The 25,589-nt window shown below is 56.7% G+C and carries 21 protein-coding genes; 3 read left to right on the top strand and 18 right to left on the bottom strand.

Annotated elements, in window-relative coordinates; all coding sequences use genetic code 11:
- Positions 1 to 13: 13 nt before the first annotated feature.
- The gene (locus HFP54_RS15695) at positions 14 to 994 is read right to left on the bottom strand and encodes an ABC transporter substrate-binding protein (RefSeq protein ID WP_168565839.1); all 981 of its coding nucleotides are present in this window, start codon (positions 992 to 994) and stop codon (positions 14 to 16) included.
- 342 nt (positions 995 to 1,336) lie between these two features.
- On the opposite strand from HFP54_RS15695, the gene bioA reads away from it, so the two are divergent.
- Positions 1,337 to 2,632, top strand: a complete 1,296-nt coding sequence (gene bioA, locus HFP54_RS15690) for an adenosylmethionine--8-amino-7-oxononanoate transaminase (protein WP_235951867.1) — start codon at positions 1,337 to 1,339, stop codon at positions 2,630 to 2,632.
- A 35-nt stretch (positions 2,633 to 2,667) separates the two neighbouring features.
- Here the strand turns inward: bioA and HFP54_RS15685 are convergent, their stop codons facing one another.
- The 9 genes from HFP54_RS15685 to HFP54_RS15645 all read right to left on the bottom strand — a co-directional run bounded on the left by HFP54_RS15685 (position 2,668) and on the right by HFP54_RS15645 (position 11,937).
- On the bottom strand, positions 2,668 to 3,588 hold the full coding sequence (locus HFP54_RS15685) for a sugar phosphate isomerase/epimerase family protein (RefSeq protein WP_168565838.1): 921 nt from the start codon (positions 3,586 to 3,588) through the stop codon (positions 2,668 to 2,670).
- 870 nt (positions 3,589 to 4,458) lie between these two features.
- Positions 4,459 to 4,959, bottom strand: coding sequence for a DUF6960 family protein (locus HFP54_RS15680; RefSeq protein ID WP_146413288.1), 501 nt, complete (start codon positions 4,957 to 4,959; stop codon positions 4,459 to 4,461).
- 125 nt (positions 4,960 to 5,084) lie between these two features.
- The gene (locus tag HFP54_RS15675; protein ID WP_168565837.1) at positions 5,085 to 6,116 is read right to left on the bottom strand and encodes a DUF4272 domain-containing protein; all 1,032 of its coding nucleotides are present in this window, start codon (positions 6,114 to 6,116) and stop codon (positions 5,085 to 5,087) included.
- A gap of 6 nt (positions 6,117 to 6,122) precedes the next feature.
- A complete protein-coding gene (gene phoU, locus HFP54_RS15670; RefSeq protein WP_168565836.1) occupies positions 6,123 to 6,851 on the bottom strand; it encodes a phosphate signaling complex protein PhoU in 729 nt (242 codons plus the stop codon).
- 117 nt (positions 6,852 to 6,968) lie between these two features.
- Positions 6,969 to 7,763 (bottom strand): phosphate ABC transporter ATP-binding protein PstB, encoded by a 795-nt coding sequence (pstB, locus tag HFP54_RS15665; protein WP_197137644.1) that lies wholly within the window; start codon positions 7,761 to 7,763, stop codon positions 6,969 to 6,971.
- A 59-nt stretch (positions 7,764 to 7,822) separates the two neighbouring features.
- Entirely contained in the window at positions 7,823 to 9,052 is a 1,230-nt protein-coding gene (locus HFP54_RS15660) for a PstA family ABC transporter permease (protein ID WP_390657580.1), read from the bottom strand.
- Between the two features lie 23 nt (positions 9,053 to 9,075).
- Complete coding sequence (pstC, locus tag HFP54_RS15655) at positions 9,076 to 10,026, bottom strand: phosphate ABC transporter permease subunit PstC (protein ID WP_145299058.1); 951 nt, start codon at positions 10,024 to 10,026, stop codon at positions 9,076 to 9,078.
- A 52-nt stretch (positions 10,027 to 10,078) separates the two neighbouring features.
- Positions 10,079 to 11,146 (bottom strand): PstS family phosphate ABC transporter substrate-binding protein, encoded by a 1,068-nt coding sequence (locus tag HFP54_RS15650; protein ID WP_146413284.1) that lies wholly within the window; start codon positions 11,144 to 11,146, stop codon positions 10,079 to 10,081.
- Positions 11,147 to 11,421: 275 nt separating this feature from the next.
- Positions 11,422 to 11,937 carry an acyl-CoA thioesterase gene (locus HFP54_RS15645; RefSeq protein WP_231604607.1) on the bottom strand — a complete coding sequence of 172 codons (516 nt, stop codon included), beginning with the start codon at positions 11,935 to 11,937 and terminating at the stop codon, positions 11,422 to 11,424.
- Positions 11,938 to 12,141: 204 nt separating this feature from the next.
- On the opposite strand from HFP54_RS15645, the gene HFP54_RS15640 reads away from it, so the two are divergent.
- Both HFP54_RS15640 and HFP54_RS15635 read left to right on the top strand, forming a co-directional pair.
- Positions 12,142 to 12,822: a DOMON domain-containing protein gene (locus HFP54_RS15640; RefSeq protein ID WP_197136850.1), complete on the top strand. Its 681-nt coding sequence runs from the start codon at positions 12,142 to 12,144 to the stop codon at positions 12,820 to 12,822.
- Positions 12,819 to 13,001, top strand: a complete 183-nt coding sequence (locus tag HFP54_RS15635) for a hypothetical protein (RefSeq protein WP_168565834.1) — start codon at positions 12,819 to 12,821, stop codon at positions 12,999 to 13,001. The genes HFP54_RS15640 and HFP54_RS15635 overlap by 4 nt, the downstream gene beginning before the upstream one ends.
- 27 nt (positions 13,002 to 13,028) lie before the next feature.
- Here the strand turns inward: HFP54_RS15635 and HFP54_RS15630 are convergent, their stop codons facing one another.
- The 8 genes from HFP54_RS15630 to HFP54_RS15595 all read right to left on the bottom strand — a co-directional run bounded on the left by HFP54_RS15630 (position 13,029) and on the right by HFP54_RS15595 (position 25,546).
- The gene (locus tag HFP54_RS15630) at positions 13,029 to 14,006 is read right to left on the bottom strand and encodes a sugar phosphate isomerase/epimerase family protein (protein ID WP_197136849.1); all 978 of its coding nucleotides are present in this window, start codon (positions 14,004 to 14,006) and stop codon (positions 13,029 to 13,031) included.
- A gap of 117 nt (positions 14,007 to 14,123) precedes the next feature.
- The gene (locus HFP54_RS15625) at positions 14,124 to 16,325 is read right to left on the bottom strand and encodes a sulfatase-like hydrolase/transferase (RefSeq protein ID WP_168565833.1); all 2,202 of its coding nucleotides are present in this window, start codon (positions 16,323 to 16,325) and stop codon (positions 14,124 to 14,126) included.
- A 587-nt stretch (positions 16,326 to 16,912) separates the two neighbouring features.
- Positions 16,913 to 17,434 (bottom strand): transposase, encoded by a 522-nt coding sequence (locus HFP54_RS15620; protein ID WP_168565832.1) that lies wholly within the window; start codon positions 17,432 to 17,434, stop codon positions 16,913 to 16,915.
- 551 nt (positions 17,435 to 17,985) lie between these two features.
- Positions 17,986 to 19,851, bottom strand: coding sequence for a sulfatase-like hydrolase/transferase (locus HFP54_RS15615; protein WP_315853908.1), 1,866 nt, complete (start codon positions 19,849 to 19,851; stop codon positions 17,986 to 17,988).
- A gap of 361 nt (positions 19,852 to 20,212) precedes the next feature.
- Positions 20,213 to 21,988: an ArnT family glycosyltransferase gene (locus tag HFP54_RS15610; protein WP_146413280.1), complete on the bottom strand. Its 1,776-nt coding sequence runs from the start codon at positions 21,986 to 21,988 to the stop codon at positions 20,213 to 20,215.
- Positions 21,985 to 22,926, bottom strand: coding sequence for a DUF1559 domain-containing protein (locus HFP54_RS15605; protein WP_168565978.1), 942 nt, complete (start codon positions 22,924 to 22,926; stop codon positions 21,985 to 21,987). The genes HFP54_RS15610 and HFP54_RS15605 overlap by 4 nt, the downstream gene beginning before the upstream one ends.
- Complete coding sequence (locus HFP54_RS15600) at positions 22,923 to 23,984, bottom strand: hypothetical protein (protein WP_168565831.1); 1,062 nt, start codon at positions 23,982 to 23,984, stop codon at positions 22,923 to 22,925. The genes HFP54_RS15605 and HFP54_RS15600 overlap by 4 nt, the downstream gene beginning before the upstream one ends.
- Positions 23,985 to 24,457: 473 nt before the next feature.
- Entirely contained in the window at positions 24,458 to 25,546 is a 1,089-nt protein-coding gene (locus HFP54_RS15595; protein WP_168565830.1) for a hypothetical protein, read from the bottom strand.
- Between the last annotated feature and the right edge of the window lie 43 nt (positions 25,547 to 25,589).

Genomic DNA, 25,589 nt, shown 5'->3' with positions numbered 1-25,589 from the left:
CCAAGGGGGAAATTCAATACTTGCGTGATTCGATGACGTCGGCGGCCTGTTCCATCTCGAACACGGAATCTTCGATCAAAGTCACCTTGTCCAGTTGGTCGGCTTGGCCGCTGAGAATCTTCTCAACCGCTTCCATTGCCAATGGACCCTGCAGCGGATTGCATTCGACGGTGCAATTCAGTTTGCCATCGACCATCGCTTCGAATGCCGCGCGGACCCCGTCAACACTGACGATCACGATGTCTTCGGCCGGCTTCATTCCGGCGTCTTCGATCGCTTGGATGGCGCCAATCGCCATGTCATCGTTGTGCGCGTAGACGGCGTCGATGGCGTCACCGTATTTCTTCAAGAACGCTTCCATGACCTCTTTGCCTTTGCTGCGTCGAAACTCACCACTTTGCGAGGCGATGATTTCGATCCCGCTCTGATCAGCGATGGCTTCGCGAAACCCGTTGAAGCGATTGATCGTGGGGGAAGCGCCGGGGTTGCCCTGCAATTCAACGACCTTGGCTTGGCCGCCCATTCTTTCGGCCAACCATTTGCCCGCCTTTTTGCCTTCGGTGTAAGTGTCAGCACCGATGTAGGTCACGTACAGCGATTCGTCGTCGGTTTTGACTTTGCGGTCCAGGATGACGACCGGAATGTTTCGCTTCTTAGCCTTTTCCAGCACGTTGTCCCAACCGGTTTCGACGATCGGGGCCAGGATGATCGCGTCGACGCCTTGATTGACGAACGAGCTGAACGCCTTGATCTGGTTTTCTTGTTTGGATTGGCCTTCGGCAAAACGCAAATCATAGCCCTTGTCCGCCGCGGCTTCCTTGACCGAAACCGTGTGAGCGTTTCGCCAATCGTTGTCGGCACCGGTTTGGACGAATGCGATGACCGGCGTGTCGTCGTCGCCGCCGGCGTTATCGCTGGATCCGCCACAGCCGACGATCAGCATCAGTGCTGACAAGAACGTCAATTGGATCAACGGAAACGACTTCATACTCATTGCGTCCTGTTTGAAAGGCGTGGGGATGGGTGCTGGGGGGACGGGTGCTGGGGGACGAAGGCTGACGGCGGCGTCGTGACGTATCCGCTGCAACGCCTGTCGCTGTGCGGGCCGACAGAATTCGGAATCCGGACCACGGCCCAGGAGGCAGGCGAAATCGAATCGCCAGCGTTCATCCTGTCGAATGTTAACAAGGATAACGCAAGCCGGTTCGGCTGGCATCATCGGTCGACCAGCTGCGCCCCGGGTTTGGCGTGATTGGCGTTGGTATCGCATGATTGCGGATCCGCGAGGCAGATCGGAAGATACGCCTGCCCGATGTTCCCCCAACATTGCCAAACGATGCGAAGCTCCATGTTACAACCGTCACGACCACCCGAGTGGCAGGAAGCCGCTGCGGATCATTTGTGGATGCCGTACTGTCAAATGAAGACGGCGCCGAGCCCGTTGCCGGTCGAATCGACCGAGGGCGTTCGGATCCGCTTGTCGGACGGGCGCGAATTGATTGACGCCATGGCATCGTGGTGGTGCGCCTGTCACGGATACAACCATCCTCACATCGTGGACGCGATGGTTCAGCAAGCCCAGCGGATGCCTCACGTGATGATGGGCGGCCTGCAACATCAACCGGCCGCCGACCTGGCGCGTCGCCTGGCTGATTTACTGCCCGGTGATCTCAGTCGCGTGTTTCTTTGTGACAGTGGCAGTGTGGCCGTTGAGGTTGCGATGAAGATGGCGATGCAGTTTCATCGACAGACCGAACAGCCCAGACGCAAGACCTTCATCGCCTTTGATCGCGCGTATCACGGCGACACGACGGGCGCGATGTCTTTGTGCGATCCGGTCCGCAGCATGCACGCGGAATTCAGCGGCGGTTTGTTGGAACAGATTCATCTGCCTATCCCCGAATGCGATGCCAGCCGATCCGCCCTTCGTGACACCTTGCAGCGCCATGGATCGACCATCGCGGGCGTCTTTATCGAACCCACCGTGCAGGGTGCCGGCGGGATGCGTTTTCATGACCCCGACGTGTTGACGTTTCTGCGTTCGCAGTGCGACCAGCACGGCGTGTTGATGATTGCCGACGAATTGGCGACCGGATTTGGTCGGACCGGCGTCATGTTTGGCGTCGATTCGGCCGACGTGACTCCCGACATCATTTGTCTGGGGAAATCGCTGACCGGTGGCGCGATCGGACTTGCGGCCACGGTCGCCACCGATCGCGTGTTTGGTGCTTTCTGGTCCGATGATTCGCAGAACGCTTTCATGCACGGGCCGACTTTCATGGGCAACCCGCTGGCCTGTGCGGCCGCCTGTGCATCACTCGATCTGTTTGCCCAGGAACCACGACTACAGCAAGCCAAAGCGATCGAGGACCAGCTTTCCACCTGGTTGAAACCAGCCGAGTCGATCCCACGCGTGGTCGACGTTCGCTGTAAGGGCGGAATCGGTGTGATCCAGGTCGACCGTTTAGATCACTTGGACCGACTGCGTAGCCGATTCGTCGAAGAAGGCATCTGGATTCGACCGTTCGGCGATGTGATTTACACAACGCCCGCACTGAACATTGCATCGGAGGACCTGAAAACGATTGCTGATGCGATGGTCCGTGTGACCGAGCAGTGGTCGACCTGGTGAATCTCTGGCGACAGAACGCCCAAGGTCACCGAAGGTTAGTCGTTCTTGGGCAAGTAGTTCCGCAGAAACGTATGGCTTTGCCGAAGCGACAATTCGATCGTTTCGTCGGAACCTTCATACGCCCGATCTTCGACTTCCACACAAACCGGTCCGGTGTAACCGGTGCACGTCAGCGTAGAAAAGAACTTGCCCCAATCCACATCACCCATGCCGGGCAGTTTGGGGGTGTGATAGAGATTGGGAAACGCCAGCGTGCCGACATCGTTCAGCTTTTCGGTGTCCACGCGCACGTCTTTGGCATGGACATGGAAGATGCGGTCGGCGAATTCACGCAGCGGTGCCAGATAATCCATTTGTTGAAACACCATGTGCGACGGGTCATAGTTCAGACCAAAATTCGGATTCGGAATGTCTTCGAACATGCGACGCCAGATCGCCGGACTGTGTGCCAGGTTTTTACCACCAGGCCATTCATCAGCGGTGAACAGCATGGGACAGTTTTCGATGCCGATTTGGACGCCCAAGTCTTCGGCTTCTTGAATGATCGGTCGCCAGGTTTCCAGAAAACGTGGCCAGTTGTCGTCGACGTTCTTGGTCCAGTCGCGGCCAATGAACGTCGTCATTTTGCCGATGCCCAGTTCCGACGACGCGGCGACAACCGCACGGATGTGTTCGACCGCGGTCGATGATTCATCAGAATCCGGTGACAACGCATTGGGGTAATAGCCCAGCGAGCTGATGCTGATTTCGTGTCGTGCGCACAAGTCTTTGATCTGACCGGCGTCGTAGTCCAGCACATTGATGTGAGTGATGCCGGCGTATCGACGACTGGCTTTGCCGGGTGGCCAACAGCAGACTTCCAAACATTGGTATCCGATGCGTGAAGCCATCTGCATCACGTTTTCCAGATTCATGTCGGGAACGATGGCGGTGACGAAACCAAGAGGACGAATCATCGCGGCATTCTTTTAACAGGGTTGGGTGGAGGTTCAACTTTGGTTTTCTCTAGCGTATCACGATGATCCGCCGCCTGGTAACTCGCTGGCGGTTGATCCAGATCACGGGATCGCGGGGAGAATTGAAGGCTCAGTGGGAAGATCGAGTGTTGCCGATGTTTTCGCAACCATCAGTCTTAGGACTCCCACTTCGCCCACTACAACTCCGTGCCTTTGTGCCTCCGTGCGACGCCCCAGTACGACCGCGGGAAAAGTCTCTCACAGACTCACGAAGGCACGGAGAAAAGAAAGAGTGCGGTCGTGCCGCTCGATAAAGTTTGTTGACTGACTGACAGCGCCAACACGCCCGCTCCTGCCCCCCAAAAACTTCCTGCCCCCACAACTCCGTGCCTTTGTGCCCCCGTGCGAGGCCCCAGTATGACCGCGGGAAAAGTCTCTCACAGAGTCACGGAGGCACGGAGAAAAGAAGGAGTGGGGTCGTGCCGGTCGATGAAGTTTGTTGACTGACTGCCAGCGGCAACACGCCAGCTCCTGCCCCCTAAAGACCTCGTCCCCCTACAACTCCGTGCCTTTGTGCCTCCGTGCGAGGCCCCAGTACGACCGCGGGAAAAGTCTCTCACAGAGTCACGGAGGCACGGAGAAAAGAAAGAGTGGGGTCGTGCCGGTCGATGAAGTTTGTTGACTGACTGCCAGCGGCAACACGCCCGCTCCTGCCCCCTAAAAACTTCCTGCCCCTACAACTCCGTGCCTTTGTGCCTCCGTGCGAGGCCCCATCGTCACTGCGGAAACAACTCTCACCAACCCGTGGTCAAGACAGTGCCGTGCCGAGGGCAGACGAACAACACAGGCTGCGATGGTGCATCGTCGGAATCAGCGGTCGTCGGTCGTCTGCCAATTGGCCAGCGTTTCACCGGCCCCGGTCCACTTGGGATGCGGGTGTTTGGTCATTCCGGGTCGGACCTTTTCCTTCACATCCAATCGCTTCAGTTGATCGGCGGTGTATAGGTTCGGTACGACGCTGTCGGCGCGACGCAGACGATAAACGATGCAGCCTTTACGTTGGACGAAATGCATGCCCCAAACGGAAGCGACGAACAAGTCACGCTGCATCCCCACGCCGGCGACTTCGACTTGGTCGCCAATATCGATCCCGTCAGGCCTGATTCGTAGCCAAAGACACGGACGCAATCGGAAGCGAACGGCGCCGTAGCTGTAGTGATAGTACGAACCGTCGAATGCGAACCGCTTCAATACACGTTCACTGGGCAGACAACGATTCGCCGCGGCGATGTCCGATGGATGAATGAACGATTGGCCGTCTTCCGGCCACCGGGCGATGATTCCGTATTGAGGCAGTTCAGGTGCCAGCATCGGTGCAATCGGGTTAATCAATGAATCAGAGACACCGCCGATGGAATTGCATCGTCGGTCGCACCATTATGACAAACCGTGAACCCCGGTGGATATCGACGCAAATTGTCCGATGACGCGTTAATTCAAGTTGACGTATCCACGTCGTCCCAGGCCGGCCCCTCCGCAGCGATCAACCAATGCAGTGCGTGTTGTCTTTCGACCAGCACAAAACCGTCGATCCCGGCCGGGGGATCTTTTCGGCGATTGGCGGCATCGCGAGCGGCCCAAAGCAGCCGCAAATTCAAATCAGTGGCGTCCAAGATCTGTTCGGTCGGACGCAGTTTGGCCGTAGTCACGAAATCCGATTCCGTTCCGGCGAAAATCAGCCTTGCGACCGTGGGAACGTCACAAATCTTGTCGGCGAATTCCAGTTCCGGATGCATCCCCAACGCCCACTGCAGAGCGTACAGCGATTCGTAACGCCAACAATGCTCGGCGGCCTGATCCGGCGTTGGACGGTCGAGTTGCAGGAATGACTTTTCCGCGGTGGTCAAAGCGTGCAGCGCAAGCGGATGGCGACGTTCGATGGCATCCAGGGGAATCGGACGACCGGCCATGACCGATTCGGCGCGAGCGGCGACCAAAAACAATGCGAGACATCGCCAGGCAACGTCATCAGCACCGCGAGGCTTGACCTCTTGCATGCCCGGGATCGGTGGCAGCACTTCCGGCGGATCGATCAACCGATTCCGCATCACCATTTCGCTTTGCAGTTGACGTTGGCGTGCATCAGCGGGAAACGGCAATTCCGCATCGGGATGTGGTTTACCGCTGGCGGGATCCATCAAGATGCGGCCGGACGGATCCCGGACCGTCCCATCGGCGAAATACAGGATCGCATTGTTTGCCCACGCCCACTTGGACACCGTCGCGAATTCCGCGTCGTCAATTTCGAAACTGAAATGGTGCGACGTGCGATCGATGTGCTGCAACAGGTTTTGGATCGCGGGCGTATCCGCCGCGTCTTTGGCCGTCGTGACACAGTAATCACGCAAACGATTCAGGTCGTCCGACAGGTTGTCGGTGCGGCGGCTTCGTCGTGACGCGGCGCGGTGTTCGAAGGCCAAATCCTGAGGGGCTTCCAGGGTGCTGTAGGCATGAATTAACAGATTCATGGACCTTCAATACTCGTTCGGATCTTCAGAGTCCATCGGCGAAGAACTTTTCTGCCGCTTGCTTCGCGGCAATTGAATGTCGCCGTGTTGATGGCGAACGATTTCGCCTTCGGACATGTAAATGACTTCTTCGGCCAACGATTCGGCGATGTCGGCAATTTGTTCCAGCAATCGTGCGGCGCTGAAACAGTGCATCGCGGGAATGATGTAGTCTTTGTCTTCCAGCATCAAGTCTTCCAGCAGGTCGATCACAATGCGGTTCTGTTCGTCCACCTGTTCGTCTTGCTTGATGACTTCGGTCGCACGGACGGCGTTGCCCTGAACGAATGCGTCGACGCTGTCACGCACCATTTCCAACGCGTTGGTGACCATCGATGAAAGTTCGTCGGGAACCGGGAACAACGGGTACAAGTCCAGCGATTTGGCGCGTTCGGCGATGTTGCACGCCAAATCCGCCATCCGTTCCAGTTCATCGTTAACCTTGATGACCGTCACCACCCACCGCAAGTCTTCGGCGACCGGTTGATGCAGTGCCAATAGCTTCAGACATTCTTCTTCGATACGAATGTCCGTCATGTCGATCTTCGTGTCGGCTTCGATCACCTGATCGGCGATATCGCGGCGGCGCTCGACCAACGATCGCACCGACAACTGAACCATCTGTTCGACGTCGGCGAACTGTCCCAACAGATCGATACGCAATTGGTCCAGCGCACGTCGCAGGTGCTTTGACATGTTTACATCCGTCGGGTCGGAAAACGCGAACAAGCCTAGGTGCTTGACAAGCCTTGCAACCTACCAAGAAACGCCGCTGAATGTCAGCGTGGTGCGGATCCCCAGCGTTGGGCGGGATCAACCAAAGCGGCCGCGGACGTAATCGTCGGTCTGCTTTTCTTGCGGCTTGGTAAAGATCGTTTCGGTGTCCCCCGATTCGACCAATTTGCCGTTATAGAAGAACGCCGTCTGGTCGCTGCAGCGGGATGCCTGCTGCATGTTGTGGGTGACCATGACGATCGTGTACTGCTGACGCAATTCAAAGATCAAATCTTCGATCGCCAGAGTGCTGGCCGGGTCAAGTGCACTACACGGTTCGTCCATCAGCAGCACGTCTGGTCCGACCGCGATCGCGCGGGCGATGCACAATCGTTGTTGCTGGCCGCCGGACAAGCCCATGGCCGGTGAATGTAGTCGGTTTTTAACTTCGTCCCACACGGCGGCTTTTTCCAAAGACCACTGGACCAGTTCGTCCAGCTGGTTCTTCGTCAGCTTCATGTGCAGCCGAGGACCAAAGGCGACGTTGTCGTAGATTGATTTGGGAAACGGATTGGGCTTCTGAAACACGATCCCGATTTGTCGACGCAGCCGAACCACGTCGGTGGATTTGGCCAGGATATCCAGATCGCCCATCGTCAATGTGCCGCGTGCATGAGCACTGGGGACGATGTCGTTCATGCGGTTGATCCAGCGAAGCAGCGTGCTTTTGCCACAACCGCTGGGCCCGATGAAGGCCGTCACACGATTCTTGGGAATGTGCAGCGACAGGTCATGCAGGGCTTGAAAGTCACCGTACCAGGCATTGAAGCCTTCGATCCGAATCATGGTTTCGGTCGGCCCTTCCGATTCGGCGTGGGGCATGCTGCTGGTCATTACACGGGGACTGGATGAGATCGACATGTTGTCTGCTGACGTTTCGGTGTTGGAATGCATCAGGATTGCTGCATCCGTTGTCGAAGATAGATGGCGATCCCGTTCAGCATCAGCAGAACCACCAACAACACGATAATCGCCGCGGCGGCGAGTTCTTGGAAAGTCGCCTGTTGCCGACCCGCCCAATCGAAAATCAACAGCGGCATCGTGACAACGGTGTCCATCAAATGATGGGGGCCCGAATCTTTGGAGATCGCGGCCCCCAGCACGATCAGGATAGGCGCGGCTTCGCCGATCGCCCGCCCCATGGCCAAAATGACACCTGTTAGGATACCCGGTATGGCCACCGGAAGCGAAACATGGCGGACCGTTTGCCAAGTCGTCGAACCCAGGCCGAGCGAGGCTTCACGCAGCGCCGGCGGCACGCTTCGCAGTGCTTCTTGCGACGAAATGATCACGATGGGCAAAATCACCAAACCCAGCGTCAGCCCACCGGCCAGGAAACTCTGTCCGAACGGCAACCGAAAGAAATACCAACTGCGGTCGGAATAGATACCGCCGGTCGCACCCTTTCGGACGGTGCGCCGTTTGACATCCGGGTCGGTCGGTTTCGGAGTCCCTGGTTCCCAGATTTCCACCTGCACCTTTTGGCCGGTTGAATCGATGCCTTCGGTCGGTTCGTTGACTTTGATTTTCGATTCTTCGCGGTCACCCTGCGGGATCAGCACCGTTTGACCGGTTTCCAGCGAAAGCACTTGATAGAACTTTTGTTCGCCGGCGATGACCCAGGCGGTCGATTCGTTGACTTGGATCTGGCCGAAGATGTTGAACATGTAGACGAATGCCGACAGACCCAACAGCCCGTAAACGATCGACGGAACGCCGGCCAGGTTGGCGATGTTCAACTGGATGAAACCGCGAAACCACTGCAACACTTTGGACGTCGGTTTGAATTCCTCCAGGTAGACGGCCGTCGCGATGCCCAGCGGAATGGCGAACAAGCCACAGACGCCCAACACGAAAAAGGAACCGATGATCGCCGGCCACATGCCGGCCGCTTCGGGGTTCAATTCGCTGTGTGCGTTTTGCAGCAAACTGGGCGTCAATCGACCGCCCCCCTGCACGCCGATCGACGCCAACAGGACAGCCAACACGGCAACGCTTAGCAGTGCGATCAGGACGCAAACCACATAAAAGATGCCGCTGTTGCGCCGCCGGCGATCGGAGTTGGCCGATTGCTGGGCGCTGTCAATGTTCGTCAAGGCTTCGGGAACCGGCGACCTTGCCAGATCCGTCGTCGGTACAGCAGAACTCAATGGTAGGTCTCCTGATAGCGCCGACGGATCAGTTGGCCCAGCAGTGTCATGACGAACGTGATCAAGAACAGCGTGATCGCGACACCATACAGACTGTAATACTGCACGGTCCCAAACTCGTTCTCGCTTTTGATCATTTCCACAATGAAGCCCGTCATCGTCTGGGATTGTCGGGTCGGGTCGGCCGAGAACGTGGCGCGAGTCCCCGCGGCCAGCGCGACGACCATCGTTTCACCGATCGCACGACCGAAGGCCAGCAAAAATGCGCTGACGATCCCCGAAAGCGCGGCCGGAACGACGACTTTGATCGACGTTTCGAACGGGGTGCATCCCATGCCGTAGGCACCCTCTCGCAAACTGCGTGGCACCGCTTGAAGCGCGTCTTCGGACAAACTGCACACCATCGGCAGACAAAGAATGCCCACCGCGATGCCCGCACTGGCGGCGTTGAAGGTGTCGAAGGCGCCGCCGCTGACGAATTGCAACGACGGGCTGATCACTAGAATTGCAAAGTAACCCAGGACCACCGTGGGGATTCCCGCGATGATTTCCAAGGTCGGTTTTAACCAAGATCGAATCCGTGGCGATGCGTATTCGCTCAGATAGATCGCCGTGATCAACCCCAGCGGCAACGCGATGATCATCGCGATCAATGTGACCCGGAACGTACCGCTAAGCAGCGGCATGATGCCGAATTCGGCCTGTTCCAGGTCGGGCGATTGCAACGCGGTCCACTCGGTGCCGGTCAGAAATTCCGACGCGGTCACGTAGGGGCTGCTGAAGAACTGATAGCTTTGGGTCAGCAACATGCCGACGATTCCGATTGTGATCGCAATCGTCAACAATGCGCTAATCGCCAACAGAAACACGATCAGCTTTTCACGCAACAGCTTTCCAGCGGTCGACGTGAATTCGCGTTTCGTCAGGGCAACCGGTGTGGTGCTCATCAGGGCAATCGCCAATCAATCGTAAGCGGACCAAGACGCCCGTCGTGCTCACTTACTTGGTCAGGTTTTCGGCAACGAAGATGTCGGCCAGGGGACCGCCACGCTTTTCGCCCGATTCATCAACGTAGTGCGTGCCCAACACGACGTTTTCGTAATTTTCACGTGCACGTGCCAGCAATTCTTCGGGCAACTTCACGTAGCCGACCTTTTCACAGGTTTCCGGAACGTTGGTCAGATAATAATCAACGAACGTCGCGACTTCCGCCTTATCTAGCGATTCGGCGTTCACGTAAATGAACAGCGGGCGGCTGAAGGGGGCGTACTTGTTACCGGAAATGTTCTCGGTCGTCGGCATGTATGCGGTGCCGTCTTCCGGATTGACGATCGGAACCGCCTTCAGCTTGTCTTGGTTCTCTTCGAAGTAGGCGACGCCGAAGAAGCCGATGCTGTAGCGGTTTCCGGCAACCCCCTGGACCAGGATATTGTCGTCCTCATTCAGACTCATGTCCTTACGAAGCCCGATCTCATCGGCCAAGACTTCTTTGGTGTAATCGTAGGTGCCCGAACCGGTTCCCGGTGCGAAGATATTGATCGTTTCGTCCGGCCACGATTCGTCGATCTCGTTCCACTTCGAAACGGGATTGTCGTCCGCAAAGATCTTGGTCAACTGCTCAACGGTCAGGCTTTCGACCCAATCGTTTTCGGGGTGAATCACGAAGGTCAAACCGTCATAGGCGACCGGTAGTTCGACGAACTCAACACCGGCTTCGCGGCAAGATTCCAATTCTGATGGCTTGATCGGTCGCGATGCACCACTGATGTCGGTTTCTTTCAACGCGAAACGCTTGAACCCGTTTCCGGTGCCTTTGCCCGACACGGTGATCGAAACGCCGGGGGCGACGTCGCGGAATTGTTCTTGGACCGCGTTGCTGATCGGTTGGACGGTGCTACTGCCGTCGATTTCGATGTTGCCGACCAGATTGGATTGGGCTTCGCCCGTTTCCGCCGTCGGCGTGGTCGTGCTGCTGTTACAGCCGGCAACCGCCAGCGCCAACGCGGCCAAGCCGCAGGTCAGGCCGTTCGTGCGGCGCTTCAAAACCGAAACAAAAGTTGTGGACATCGGAGTGGTTTCTGCGTCGTGATTGATTGGGGACAAAGGCAGTGAAAGCTCGTCGGGCCCGGCCGGGGAATCACTCTCGGTCGGACATCCTTCGGCGATGACCACGTCGGACACCGCACGAACTTTCACTCGTGGGGCCGGTCAGGCTAGCACGGGCGAAAAAAACTGGCGAGTCTTTGAAGTGCGGCGAAAGTGTGAATTTTATGTGAACCCATGTCCGCCCCGGCTGACTTTTGCATCTACGCCTTTGGTGACGATCCGGACGCCCAGGATCGCTAGGGGGACTGGTCCGCCGAAAACGCCGTCCGAAGGAATTCGGGAACACGTTGGATCTGACCCTTGCGATCAATCACCGCCAGCGTCACGTCGGCTTGGACCAGCAGTTCCTGGTCACGGTACAGATGATATTGGTGCAAGATTTTTCCGGCCGTCACGCCGGTGATTTCCGTCTCCAGCCGCAGCAGATCGTCGTAGCAGGCGGGACGACGGTACCGACAGTCAACGCGGACGACGACGACCAACTGGCCGGCTTCTTCCATTTCGCGATAGTTGCCACCGGAAGCCCGCAGCAGTTCCGTTCGCCCCATCTCGAAATACTGTAGGTACCGCGAATGGTGGACAAACCCCATGGGATCACATTCGTCGTAGCGGACGCGAATTTCGATCGAATGCTGACGCAGCATTGGCGTGCTTTCCTTCCAATGAACCGGCGGATTCGGTTGCCACGTTGCCCCGACGGAGGGGGCGACGGCGAAGCGGTGCAGTTGATTGTAAAGACACAAATCGATCACAGCGGATGGCGTCCGATCAGCGGGCGTTTGCATCAGCCGCACAGCGACACGTAAGGTGACGGTTTCGCATCGGCCCGCAAGCCCGCGAAGTCACCGGCCGCGCTCGGCGAATGTCCCGACGGCGGCCCCGGCGACAACAACATTGAAGCCCGACCGATCCGCACCCAGGTAGGTGTCCGGTCGAAAGATGGACCAGGATTTAATATGACGGACGAAGCATCCGAAGCGACCGCCCGGTTGATCGACCCGAGCTTTCTGTTTCGATTCGAGCTGGAAATTCCCCACGTGCCGCTGCAATGGAAAGCAGCCGGGGTCAGCTTGCCAGAATCGTGTCGGCTGCCCGATTTGGGACAACTTGGCGAACACCCTAGTTTCGCCGACGTCCGAATCGGCTGGGACGAAACCGGGATCGGTATCGCCGTGATCGTTTCCGGAAAATCATCCGTCCCGTGGTGTCGCGAAACACGACTGGAAGACAGCGATGGCGTGCATCTGTGGATCGACACACGGTGCAGTCCCAACATTCACCGTGCGACCGGTTTCTGTCATCGCTTTCTGTTCATGCCGGCCGGCGGCGGTCCGTCACGCGACAAACCGGTCGCCAGCTTGGTGCCGATTCAGCGAGCCCGAGCGAATCCGAAACCGATCAAACCTGGCAGCTTGAAAGTGATGGCGATCGCACGACACGACGGCTACAAACTCAGCGGGTTCATCCCCGCCGCGGCGATGACCGGATTCGACCCATCCAGCCAAAGTCGCTTGGGCTTTTTCTGTTCTGTTGTCGACCGTGAACTAGGATGGCAAACATTGTCGCTGGGACCGGAATACCCCGTGGCCGATGATCCCAGTTTGTGGTGCCAAGCGGTCTTGAAGCAGGGCGAATGAAAAAGCTTCCCAAAAAAGCCATTTGCAAATGGAACAAAACAACGCTGGAAAAAGCGTTACCGATTTTGCTCCAACAAGCTGACCAGGCGCAGTACGTTTGCCGCAAGTGCGGACGCATCGCCGCCGATCCCAAAAATCTGTGCAAGGCGATGCATCGATCGGACTTTGACGAAAGCTGACGCGGTGGTGGTCCACGTCCGCTGCGATCAAGCGATCGCTTGCCGCAATTCGTCCAACGCTTGTGGGACGTGTTCGTAGGGTTGTTCTTCTTCGTATTCCAAATTCACAAAGCCTTGGTAACCACCGTCGCGCAAAATCGCGGCGATTCGCTTCAGATCGGCCGGTGACTTCGTACGGTCGGGCGATCGCATGACCACTTTGACTTGAACGTTGACGGCATAGCCGACGCACTTTTCCAAATCGCCGTAGGGGTCATCGGAAAAGAAGTTGCCTGTGTCCAAATTCATGCCCACCCAAGGGCTGGACACGCGTTGCATGATCGTCAGCATCTGGTCGCTGGTCAGATTGCCGTGATTTTCCACGCCCAGCATGATGCCATGGTTCGCGGCGTGCTCGGCACACTGTTCCAGTGCCTCGATTGCTTCGTCGATCCGTGCGGGTTCCTTTTCGATCTGAGCGCCCGTCCCGGCAAAGAATCGGATGTGGGGTGCACCCAAAACGGCGGCGTGATCGATCCACTGTTTGGCAGCGGCGATTTCCGATTCCAATCGCTCGCCACGCCCCACGGTGAAGTTGTTGCCGATGGCGGTTCCGCTGATCGCAAGACCTTTCAAAAACGCGGATCGTTTCAAGTCCAAGAAGTAGTCGCGGTCCGGATCGTTGCGGAAGAAGTAACTGGTCAATTCCGCGCCATCACACCCGTGATCGGCACAGTATTGCAGAAAACCTTCCATATCCATCGCCGGCCCGTCACTCTGTGGCTGCTTCTTCTTGCCCTTCATGTACGAAAAGTACTGGCGAAACGAATACGCCGCCAAAGCAAGCTTCAGCCGTGACGGACCGGTCCGCTGGATCGGTTCTCTTGCGATGGCGGTCGAAACGGTGGTGGCGGGAATCGCCAGCGCGGCGGCTGCGGAACAAAGGACTTGGCGTCGTGAATAGGTCATCGTCTTGGGCGGGTCTATGGTTGCAGGTGGGAACGTCATCGCGAATCGCTTCGACATCGTCGGCGGCCATTGTAACGTCGCGCATACGATGCCAGCGGATCAGGCGCGTGGCATTCACTTGGCGCTGTGACGTTTGCAAAATGGCACGTTTTTAGAATTGGACGGTTTGCAAATTCATTCGACGCCCGACGGTGCGGCGTACTTCGGGGGCTGCCAATCTTTGGGAAGCCGACCTTGTGGCTTCACGCCCAGCGATCCTTCGGGAATGGTAACGTCGCCGGCGTGAATCAAGGGCAGGTTGTCGGGCAAGTGCTTGATGCGAAAGTCCTTGTACTGGATCTTCATGGCCGGTCCGACATGAACCTGCACGGCCAAAACTCCTTCCAGTGATCGCCCGGCTTCATCCAGATCGATCACGTCCGATGTCATGTGATCATCGATCCAATGCTGATGATGGTTGCCTTTGACCAAGACGCGGTATTCGTGCCACTGGTCGGGTTCAAAATCTGCAATCGGAAACTCGCCGACGATCCAGGGCTGGCCGTCGGTGTCGATGACAACTTTCTGGCCCGTGCGAGCGATGATGCGGCGGCCTTTTTCGTCGTATAGCATTCCGTTGTAATCCGGGCGATCCGCCACCACGTCACACTGGTATCCCGACACGACATCCAGACCAAGATCCGGTCGCATCGTTCCGCGATACTGAATGCCGCTATTGCCGCCGGCGGTCACCTTGACCTTCACGCGTAGGTCAAAGTTTCGAACGGTCGAATGCTTCCATGTGATGAATCGATTCATCTTCAGGGTCCCGTCGGCGACCCCCGTCAATGCACCGTCCTGGACCGACCAATACTTGGAATCGCCCGACCAACCACGCAGCGACTTTCCGTCAAAAACGCGAATGAATCCATCGGCATCCGGCTTGGCACTCACATTTGCCGCCGCAACGGGCATGGGATCGGTCGATTCGTTGAATTGATCCAGTGGCTGTAAAGGCCCACCCAATTGTTGCACCCGAGCATCCGTTCGCTTCCGCATCTGTGCCAAAACATCGGCGTAATCTGGGTCATCGACCAAGTTCGTTAGCTCTTCAGGATCGTTCTGCAGATCGTGCAGAAACTCGTACCCGCCGTGGTCAAAATACCTAACGTACTTGTACTGGTCGTTTCGTAGGCCTTCGAATGCCGGGATGCGATTCCGTACTGCAAAGTGTTCATGAAAGCTCTCGGTTCTCCACTCATCCACGGCATCGCCCTGAACGATCCGGCGGATGCTGTTTCCTTGATAGCGTTCGGGAATTTCCACCGATGCGTAATCAAGAAAGGTCGACGGAAGATCCAGATTCAAGACGGTCTTCTGTGATACCTGGCCTTTGGCGTCCTCGGGCACTCGAGGATCCATGACGATCATGGGGACGCGAAGAGCATCGTCGTAGTGCGACCACTTGCCGGCGAAACCGCGGTTTCCCATGTAGTACCCGTTGTCCGCGGAGTAGACGATGATCGTGTTGTCCGCCATGCCCGCGTCTTCCAGCGCTTTCATAAAGCGGCCGATCGCCCCGTCGATCCCGCTGACCATGCGATAGTAAGCACGCATGTTGGTTTGATATTTCTGCGGCGTGTTCCAACGCCAAAAATAGCGTTCGCGATTGATCGTCGTTTTCAAAAAATCGGGTTGGCTTTCAAAGATGCCAGGCGACGCCAAACGTGGTTCGGGGATCTGGACGTCGTCATACATGCCGTCCACCGATCGCGGCCAAGGGAAATGACCGATCCCTGGCCGGCGGTCGCTGTCTTCGGCGTGGCAAGCGTTGAACCACAGGTTTAGTGCGAACGGCTTGTCGGGGTCATGTCGCTGAATGAAGTCGATCCCGCAATCGACAATCACTTCGGTTTCGTGCCGCAGGCTGCCGTCGGCTTGTCGCTTGTAGAAAGGGTTCCGTCCGATCGCTTCAAACTCATCGAAGTGGTCTTCGCGACGAAAATCCTTGGGCATCTTCGCATGCCACTTGCCAAAGTATCCGGTCCGATAGCCGCTGGCACGAAGGCGATCGGTGTACAGTTCTCGGACGGCATCGGCGGTTGCCAACTCGGGATTACCCGGCGTTCCATAGCTGCGGCCCGTCAAGCCGGTCAGGATCGTGGTACGGCTGACCCAGCAAATGGCCTGACTTACAAAAGCGTTTTCAAACCGAGTTCCCTGTCTGGCCAGTTGATCAATGTTGGGCGTCTGGATGATCGGGTTTCCGTAGCAACCCAGCGTCGACGTTGTTTGATCGTCGGTGAAAAAGAAGACAATGTTCGGCGGTTGTTGGGCCGGTGCGCCACGAGATAGCAAAACAAGTAAAACGACCAGGATGGCAGACGGTTTCATCATCGAAGAATTTCGGCGGGGGAATGACTGGCAGGGATCGCTTTTTCACATCAGATCGACGTTTGGATCACGTCCGCCATTGTAGTCGTCCCGGACCGCCCCCGGTTGCTGGCTTTGTTGTGCCGCCGAGCAACAGCCTCGAATGCCTCAGCGCCATGTTTGGTTCGTTGCCATCAAACCGGCGGCTAGCGTCTGGCCGCTAATTCGTGAGCCGCATGGCGCTAGCCGCGGGTTTTGCAGCGCCACGGTTTGACTCGTTTCCATCGGACGGGCGGCTAGCGCCTGGCCGCTAATTCGTGAGCCGCAGGGCGCCAGCCGCGGATTATCCAGCGCCAAGTTTTGATTCGTTGCCAACCCAACCGGCGGCTAGCGCCTTGCCGCTGATTCGTGAGCCGCACGGCGCTAGCCGCGGGTTTTGTAGCGCCACGGTCTGACTCGTTGCCAACCCAACCGGCGGCCAACGCCTCGCCGCTGATTCGTGAGCCGCATTGCGCTAGCCCCGGGTAATGCAGCGCCACGTTTGACTCGTTGCAAACCCAACCGGCGGCTAGGTTCTCGCCGCTGATGAGATTGATACTATCGCGTCATCCCTACTTTCCGCGGTCCATCCGATCTTGGGCCTCGGATACATAAATCATGACCTTCTCCAGATCGTCATCCGTGACTATGAATTGAATATCACCACCTCTGGTCCAGACCTTCTCGTTCACAACTGGATTTTGCCCGCGCCGCAAAACTCGCGTCGCGTTCGCCTTGAACTGGTCGCGAACCCGTTTAACTCCATCGGACATGCGAAAGTCCGGATTGCCAATGCTGGGTACTACAGTGACCAAGATATGAACATGGTTAGAACGTGCTGAAACCGCATGCAACTGCCAACCGCGATGCTCAGCATGTTGACGAATGACCTCTTCAACGCTGTCACGCTGACTGGAATCGAGCAGTACGGCATTCTCCTTCATCCGGCCTTTGCACCAGTCTTCCAATACGGGCTGCGGCTGTTGCTCGCCCTGTTTCCATCTCGTCCAACCACGGGCATCACCGGGTAACCAGGAGCCATAAGTGGTCCATGTAATGAACAGGGTTACTGGATCACAAAAATCGTTCGGCATGTTGGCTGTATACCCGTGGCGATAAACCGGCGGCTAGCGCCTTGCCGCTCAGAGGAGGATGCGGTTGCGATTTGTGAGCCGCATGGCGCTAGCCGCGGGTGTCGTATCGCCACGTTTGACTCGTCGTTACCGAACCGGCGGCTAGCGCCTTGCCGCTCAGAGGAGGATGCTGTTGCGATTCGTGAGCCGCATGGCGCTAGCCGCGGGTTTTGCAGCGCCACGGTTGACTCGTTGTCACCGTACCGGCGGCTAGCGCCTTGCCGCTCAGGGGAGGATGCGGTTGCGATTCGTGAGCCGCACGGCGCTAGCCGCGGGTATTGTATCGCCACGTTTGACTCGTCGTTACCGAACCGGCGGCTAGCGCCTTGCCGCTCAGAGGAGGATGCTGTTGGGATTCGTGAGCCGCATGGCGCTAGCCGCGGGTGTTGCAGCGCCACGGTTGACTCGTTGTCACCGTACCGGCGGCTAGCGCCTTGCCGCTGATTTTTGAGCCGCACGGCGCTAGCCGCGGGTGCCACTGCGCCACGTTTGATTCGTTGCCACCGAACCGATCAACGCTTCGAACCGACCATCCTTGGTTCGGGAATGATCTCCGGCGGAATGTCCAGCTTCTTGTCGTCGGCCCCAAGGGCAAAGTCACTGATGTGAAACGTGTTTTCCATCGACCAATCACACTCCGCCCGACGGTCTCCCAACACAATCCTTCCCAGCTTTTGACGAAACCACTCGGCAAGCTCTCGATACTCCGACTGACCGGCAACGTTTCGCCGTTCCAGCGGATCGACGGCCAAGTCGTACAGCATCAAGTCCACTTCCTCCGCTGGTGCGTCCAACGCCCAGCGTAGATCCTGGCCCAACTGGTTCTTGTTCACCAAGTTGTCGAAGGGACGCGTCCGCATCGAGAATCGAAAACGATCGGTGTGCAAATAAGCTCGCGGCCCCACGATCACGTTGATCTCGCCCACCGCGTATTGCCGTTCCGTTCGCTTGCCGTCGATCACGTCAAACAAACTGTATCCGTCCAGATAGTCGAAGCGTTCACTCTGGATATCTAAACCGGCGGACGCCAACAACGTGGGCGCGAAGTCAACATATTCCACCAACTGGTCACAAACCGTTCCGGGTGGTACAGCGTTTTTGTCCGACGACACCAAGATGACCGAATCGCATACCGATTGTCGCCACGGCGTGAATTTGGCTTCGATCCCTTGTTCCCCCAAGTGCCATCCATGGTCGCCGATGGTGAATAGAATCAGATAGTCTTCACCGCGTGATTCGCAATACGCCTTGAATTGGTCGACCGCGTCGCCGATCAGTGCGTCGCCATAGGCACAAAACGCATAGTAATCTTGAATGGCCGTTTGTTTTTCCGCGGGGGTCAGATTATCAATCTTGGTCGCCTGATACATCCGCTGCATCTGCGGCGGCAATCGTTCCACGTCGGACTTATCAAACTCCGGAACCTTGTACGAATACTGTGCAAAGCGATCGCGGAATGATTTGGGCGGCAACACGGGGGTGTGGGGCAGGTGAAAACTGAGGTGGATGAACACGGGGCGATCGGTATCGACACCCCGCTGTGCTTTTCCCCAAGCGGTCAGATATTCGCTGTCGCGGTTCGTCAGATATCGAGTGTATTCATCGACCACGGCCGCATCGACCGTCTTCCCGGCCGGCTTTGGGTTGACGCCACCGATGATCAAATTCGGATTGGATCGCGTGTAGCTGCGAAGCAGATCAAACTGTTGATCGACTTCGCGACGGGCCGCCAAGTCCTCGGGTGTTAGGTCTTCACCCACGCGACTGATGAAATATTCCTTAGTTCGGCCATCGGGATACAAAACCTTTTCGGCGGTTCCGACCACTTGAGTGCGCCCGTCGCGTTTCCCGAAACGCACGCCGGTGAAGATTTCGCCGATGCCGTTTTTCTGCAGGTCGTGTTTAAAGTCGACTTCGGTGTCAAACAAACCTGCATCGTTGTATCCCTGCCCAGGTCCCCACCGGAAAATGTAGTGACCGGGTTTGCCAAACAACGCGGTTTGATACCCGTGATTGCGAAGAGTTTGCGACACGGTGGGGCGCACAAAGTCGGGGGCTTGGTGCGTGATTTCGAACGCATAGTGACCATTGCGAAACGGGTAACGTCCCGTATGCATCGATCCGCGTGAAGGCGCACAAACAGGCGCGTTGCAAAACACTCGTGTGAACAAGACGCCTTCGCTCGCCAAGCGGTCGATGTTGGGCGATTCCACATGGCCCAGCGGGCTGTCGTCCTGACCATGGACCGCACGGTTGTAGGCCTGAATCGAATCGGACCGATGATCATCGGTGACGATCCAAAGCAGGTTCGGTGCCCGCGTTTGCGCGGATTCGGCACGGACAACCTCGTCGCCGAAGAGTCCAATCGCAGCAAACACGATCAGCCCGCCAACCATCCGGCATTGCAAGGAAGTATGAATTGGATGCCCGGTGGAAAAACGGTCCCTGCGCTTTGGTTTCATCTCAGTGCCGCTGGTGTGTCTTGAATCGAGCCTGGCTGGACGCCCGAATTCGCATTCTGACGCGTCTCAAAATAGCAATTCCCTGATTGTTAACAATCACAGCCAATCGCGACAGTGCCAAGGGTTTGCTCCATGACACGAACACAAAATGTCTTGACCGCAAGACTACGCCAGTCTTTGCGAGCGGATCGCTTCTTGTCCATACATAAGCGGACGAACGTGATAGACGCAGTGGTTTCGACCGGACAGAACATTTCCAGAATGCGACAGAAAACCGCTACAACGAATCGTTCAAGCGCAGCTCGTACCAGATATCCATCGGGTCATCACGCACGACCTGATCGGCTAGATAAAGCCCCAGGGAAAAGGCAAACGTTTGGATCGGCGGCGTAGGTTCAGCTGAGTGATTCTGTTCGACCGGAATTGGCTCCCAAAGCCTGACCACAACGAAAGCGTTCGAGGATTCTCGCAATTCGCTGTTTCGGATCTCGACGGCCTGCATCCCCAAACAAGACACCTCCATCCATCGTGGTCGACGAATGAACAACCGCGCATCAGGATTGTTGGCTTGGTGCTTGCCCCACCAATCTTTCACCGCAATCCAACCGTGATCCCAGTCCACATTGCTGTGAGCCAGCCAACGATGACACTGACTTGGACCTCCAAAGGCTAAATTCGCAAAACTGATCTGATAGGGGTGGCACGGAATTGATTCCGCGATCCCAACGGCAAAGACCAGAACCATCGAAACGAGACCCAGCGTTCCTGCTATCGATGTTGTCGCGAGTGACGCAATCTTTTGCCACAGCCAGACACAGCCGACCGCAGCGGTCAAATAGACAATCGGCAAAAGAACGATGATGTATCGCCCATGGCGATTCAGCGCGTGATGCGAACTGATCCAAGCAAACAAGACCACGGCAAAGAAGATCAGAACCCAAAACGGCCTTTTCCGGACGCCATACCCATCGCGATCAAGTATCAGGCGAAGTAATCCGATGGACGCCATGACCAAAACGATAATTCGCGTCTTCACCAGCAACACGAATGCATAGTAGTGATACCAACCGCCGGTCTGCCACTGTCCCGCCATCATCGCGGGACCGGGCACGGCCAAGTCACGTGATTGCCAATCGACGCCCTTCCAAAGTGCAGGCACCAAAGACGGCAGATCCTGCAAAACAGTACCAGCAAATGTGTAGTGGTCGGCCACGGTGTCTTCGTCGCCACCCAATAACCGACTATCAAAAGGCAGATCGCCCAAGGGACGATTCCAAGCCCCACCACCATAGCCGGCAACAACGACACACGCGGCAACAACCTGCACCATGATGACCGCGGGAATCCATCTTCGCCAAGACGCCCTACCGGCCAGCGGGAACATCAACGGGACAAGAATGATCAATGACAGCCAAGTGAGCTTTGTCATGATGGCGATCCCTACCCACAGGCCACAGGTGACAACCGCGGGCGCCCACAAGGCCGGACCTTGATTCATGTTTCTCGCAGCGATCAGCATGGCCAACAACGCGAAACACCCGGTCGTCGCGGCGGGAACGTCGGTCTGCACGAAGATCCCATACCCCAGAATCCAAGGGCTGGATGCCCACAGGATCGTGGCGATGATCGCAACGCCCTTCCCAGCGATCTCCCGACCCAAAAGAAAAATCCCGACCGATCCCAGCGCGGCGAACAGCGACACCATCCGCCGGCCTGAGACCAATGCCGCCATCGCGTCGGTTTGATGCATGGATGCAAACCGACGCCCCAGGTCCCATTCGATTCGGCGGAGGTCTGGATTCTCTGTGTACGAAGGGATGCGAAAGCCCCGGCCGACTGGAATCCATGCCGCCAAGCGTTTGACCAAAGGCGGGTTCACGCAATAGATGTCATGCCTGCCATTGACGATCGAATCCAATCCGCCAACCAATAGCCCAAACTCATCCGGCGTGGGGCTGGCTTGGTCAATCGCATGCCACATCAGGGCAACCTGAGCGATCAAAATCGCCGATAGCAAACCGCCCGTTGCGACCCGGGATCGGATCACGTTCATCGAGTCCGTGAACCCACGGTGTATCGGGTCCCTTGGCTGCGATGGATTGCCGGATCAATGCTGTAGCTCAGAAATTTCACGGACGCATCGCAGAAGGCCATCGAAAACCCGGCCGCGTGAACGCTCCCAAACCGGCGAATCTCGCTGGCCCCCGAATCTCGTTTCGGCAATAGGTGTGTCCATCGCACCAAATCCACATCAATTCCACTGAGAGCGCTCTGGTCATAGCCCAAATCGTCGGATGAAAAGTATTCGGATTGTCTGACATACTTTTCGCCACAAAAATAAGTTTGCGATTGTCCGTCTCTGATGTCCCGAAACCGAACCATTGAACGTTGGAAACAAACACCGTTTGCCGCGGAGGTGTCGGCCCACCGATATCGCTGAATCGCCGACGGCGACAAATCGTCGGGGCCAGCCTTGCTGTCGGTAATGATGTCGCCTTCACACGCGGCATAGTCCGTCCTTGCAACATCACCAAGCGGATGCGAGTTCACCGGCATGGGTTTCTTTGCACACTTCACCACGGCGGGCCCTGGTCGCGACGGGCATCGCACCAGAGGCAATTCAACCTGAAGAGGCTGTGCGGGTATCAAGCCATCGTCAGTCGGTCGTATTCGATCGAACAAGGCTTGTTGTTCTAAGAACGGCAGGCAGTTGAAGATCCAACCGCCCGGCTGATTTTCGCCAACACCGCGTCCCGCGATACCGACCCAACGATATCCCCAGCCTCCGGTGGGTAAATGCTTGAAAGCGTTGTGATGATGATGAGAAGCGAGAACCAACTGACGCAAACGATTTTGGCAAGTATTGATGCGCGCCCGCTCACGTGCCGATTGTATTGCCGGTAACGAGATGCCCGCCAATAGGGCGATGACTGAGAATACGACCAGCAATTCGATCAGCGTTACGCCCAAGCGTTTCGGCAAGCCTTTCATGTCGTTACCCGCGTCTCGCGAATGGCAAAGTATGCCGCGGCCAGCAGTCCTAGTGCCCCCAACAAGATCAAGACCCGAGCCATGGACCACCCGGATTCCACGACCAATGACGCGCCACCGCATTCATCAACGATCGTCATCCCCGACGTCAGTTTTGGTTGAAACATTTCGACCGAAGACGTTTCCATCCACTGGACATTAATGTCCGATAGAACGTCGTGTCCCCAGGTCACAGGTGGTCGATCATTCTGCGTCGAGGCCTCGATCAAGCTAAAAACCCACTTATTGGGAAGGTCTGCTTCCGCATCCGCATACTCACATTCAATGGTTCGGTCGGTGCGACTGGTTCCTAAAGTGCGGCGCACCATTCGTCTGCGAAGCCGAGGTTCATCACCGGCCTCAAACTCCAATCGAATGTCGACTGTTCTTGGTCCGCGTCGGGTCTGCCACTGTATTTCTAAAGCCTGCCCACCCTGCAGATCCATCCACCGCGTCTTCGTAATCGGATGATGCCGAAGAAGTTCCAACAATGAGCAGAATTCGATGATCGCCGACGGATCTTCGCCGACGCTGCGATTCGCTATGAACCATAGGATTTCGGATCCCAACGGTTGCGAACGATCCGGGATCCCATCACACAGGATGCGGCAATAGTCAAACTGCGCCCCGCCGCTTTGACTATGTAGCAAATATTGACGATCCCCATCGAACCATTCCGCATTTTTCCGAATGGCATGGTCTTTTTCGGAATATGCCCCTCCTTCGATTCCGAAACGCCCATGACGATCCGCGACAATTGAAAACGGAAAGCGGGCCTGGACCAGCGTGCTGTTGCTATCAGAGTCGTCCGGGCCACCGGACAGTGGACTCGGGGGACGCTGTCGGACCACGGCCTGGGCGTCCAGTCGGAAAGCCGAACTTTCAAATCGTTCGGCAATGGCCTGGTAGTGCGTCGCAATCTTTTCAATCTGCTCTGCGGTGCTGATGCAGTAGGCCGGTCGCGTCAAGGAAGGTAGAAGCGAGACCAAGCAAATCATCACGCCGAAACAGGATTTCATCAGGTTCAAACGGATCTCAATTCTCCTGGATAGAAGTCGGGTCGACGATCATTCTTCGGATTCATCTGGGCACTCCCAACTCCAGCTCATGTTTCCATCGTATACAACGCCGTAGCCATCAACCGTGGCCTCAACCAAAAAGAAACTCATGGCATTGCGATTCAGTCCGCTGCAAACTGGACTACACTCACCATGCGGCCCATAGTCGTAATCTATAACCACGGACTCACCTTGCTGAAAGCTATCCGCCCCTGAAGTTGTCAATGCCCACAAACTAATCGCGGACCTAAACTCGCGACACTGGTTCGCTACGTAGAGCCCATCTCCGTCGGAATCGGATCCGCTAATTGCGGCAGTGGCACTTTCAACACACTTTTTGACGCAGGGACCTCCCGCGAGATCGATCGTCAATCCAAACACAGATACCAACAAACTGACACTAAAGATAATACGTTTCATCATAGCACCGGGGTTTAGGGAAGGATCAACAAAGAGAATCGTACCGGATAGGTGCCCTTGGATTGACCGTTCACGATTTGAACGTCAATCGTACTGGGGGGCTCATCCTCGGTAAGCTTCGAAGAGAGTGGTTCCGCTTCGATCAATTGAAGCTTTAGCCATTGATTACCCGAGTCGATCAACTTAACACCGCTGGGCATTTTCAGCGTTTCGGGTTGCACCGTCAGTTTGATGCCTTCGGTTACCGCAACAAACCGAACCATTGTCTGGGGATGGCTGGGGGAAAGCACCGCGATTGCCGGCGTGACTTCGACAGGGACCCGAGATCGAATGTTGATCGCCATTGGAAACACCAGTGTCTGCTTGGTGTCCCGATCCGTATGCCCGGTCCAATGGACCTTTGCATGAACCGTATGCGAACCGAGTTCGCTTGACAGCGGCGGATGGAACGTGATTTCCCCCGTGCGTTTTCCCGGTTGCCAGTTCACGTTTGATTCGATCTGTTTGGTCTCGAACTGGCAGATGATCTTTTCGGTCTTTCCGACACATGCAAAAGGAATCGGATGACCTTCGGATTTGCCATCTAGCAATTTATCCTGGCCCGGCAAGAAAACCGATTCGACTTGTAAGTCTTGCGCCGCGATGAACATCGGGCGTTCGACGTCCGCGCGGACTTCGCCAGTGATCACTTGATGGCTGACGCGATCGATAAACTCGATCGTCTGCGACATCGGACAGACGCCGTAGTCGCCCAGCATCGGCGTCCCGATGGTCCAGCGAAAAGATGCGTCATGCACCGTACCCGGCTGAACATCGATACGGTCGCCGGATGTGCTGACGCAGTCGCACGCGGTCCTCGGCACGATCGTGGCCTGACGATCTGACGCGTTTTGAATCGCGAACGTCACGTCGACGCGATCGCCGGGACGATGACGTCCCGCGTCAATCACCTGTGTCTTTAGAAAAAGCGAGGCTTGCTGTTTTGATGAAGTGGTGGACGACACTGGGTGCCACCACATCGTCAGCATCAAACCACACGCGACAAACGCCAGAACCGGTCCGACAAATGATCGCGTGACATCGCTCGATCGAAGCCAAGACATGGCCACCCCCAATTGCCCTTTAAAGCCCGTCGCAATCTTACAA

The organism is Crateriforma spongiae, assembly GCF_012290005.1.
In the GTDB taxonomy this organism is placed as follows: domain Bacteria; phylum Planctomycetota; class Planctomycetia; order Pirellulales; family Pirellulaceae; genus Crateriforma; species Crateriforma spongiae.
Note: the sequence above shows the minus strand (reverse complement) of the source record. Positions and strands in the feature narration are given on the sequence as shown.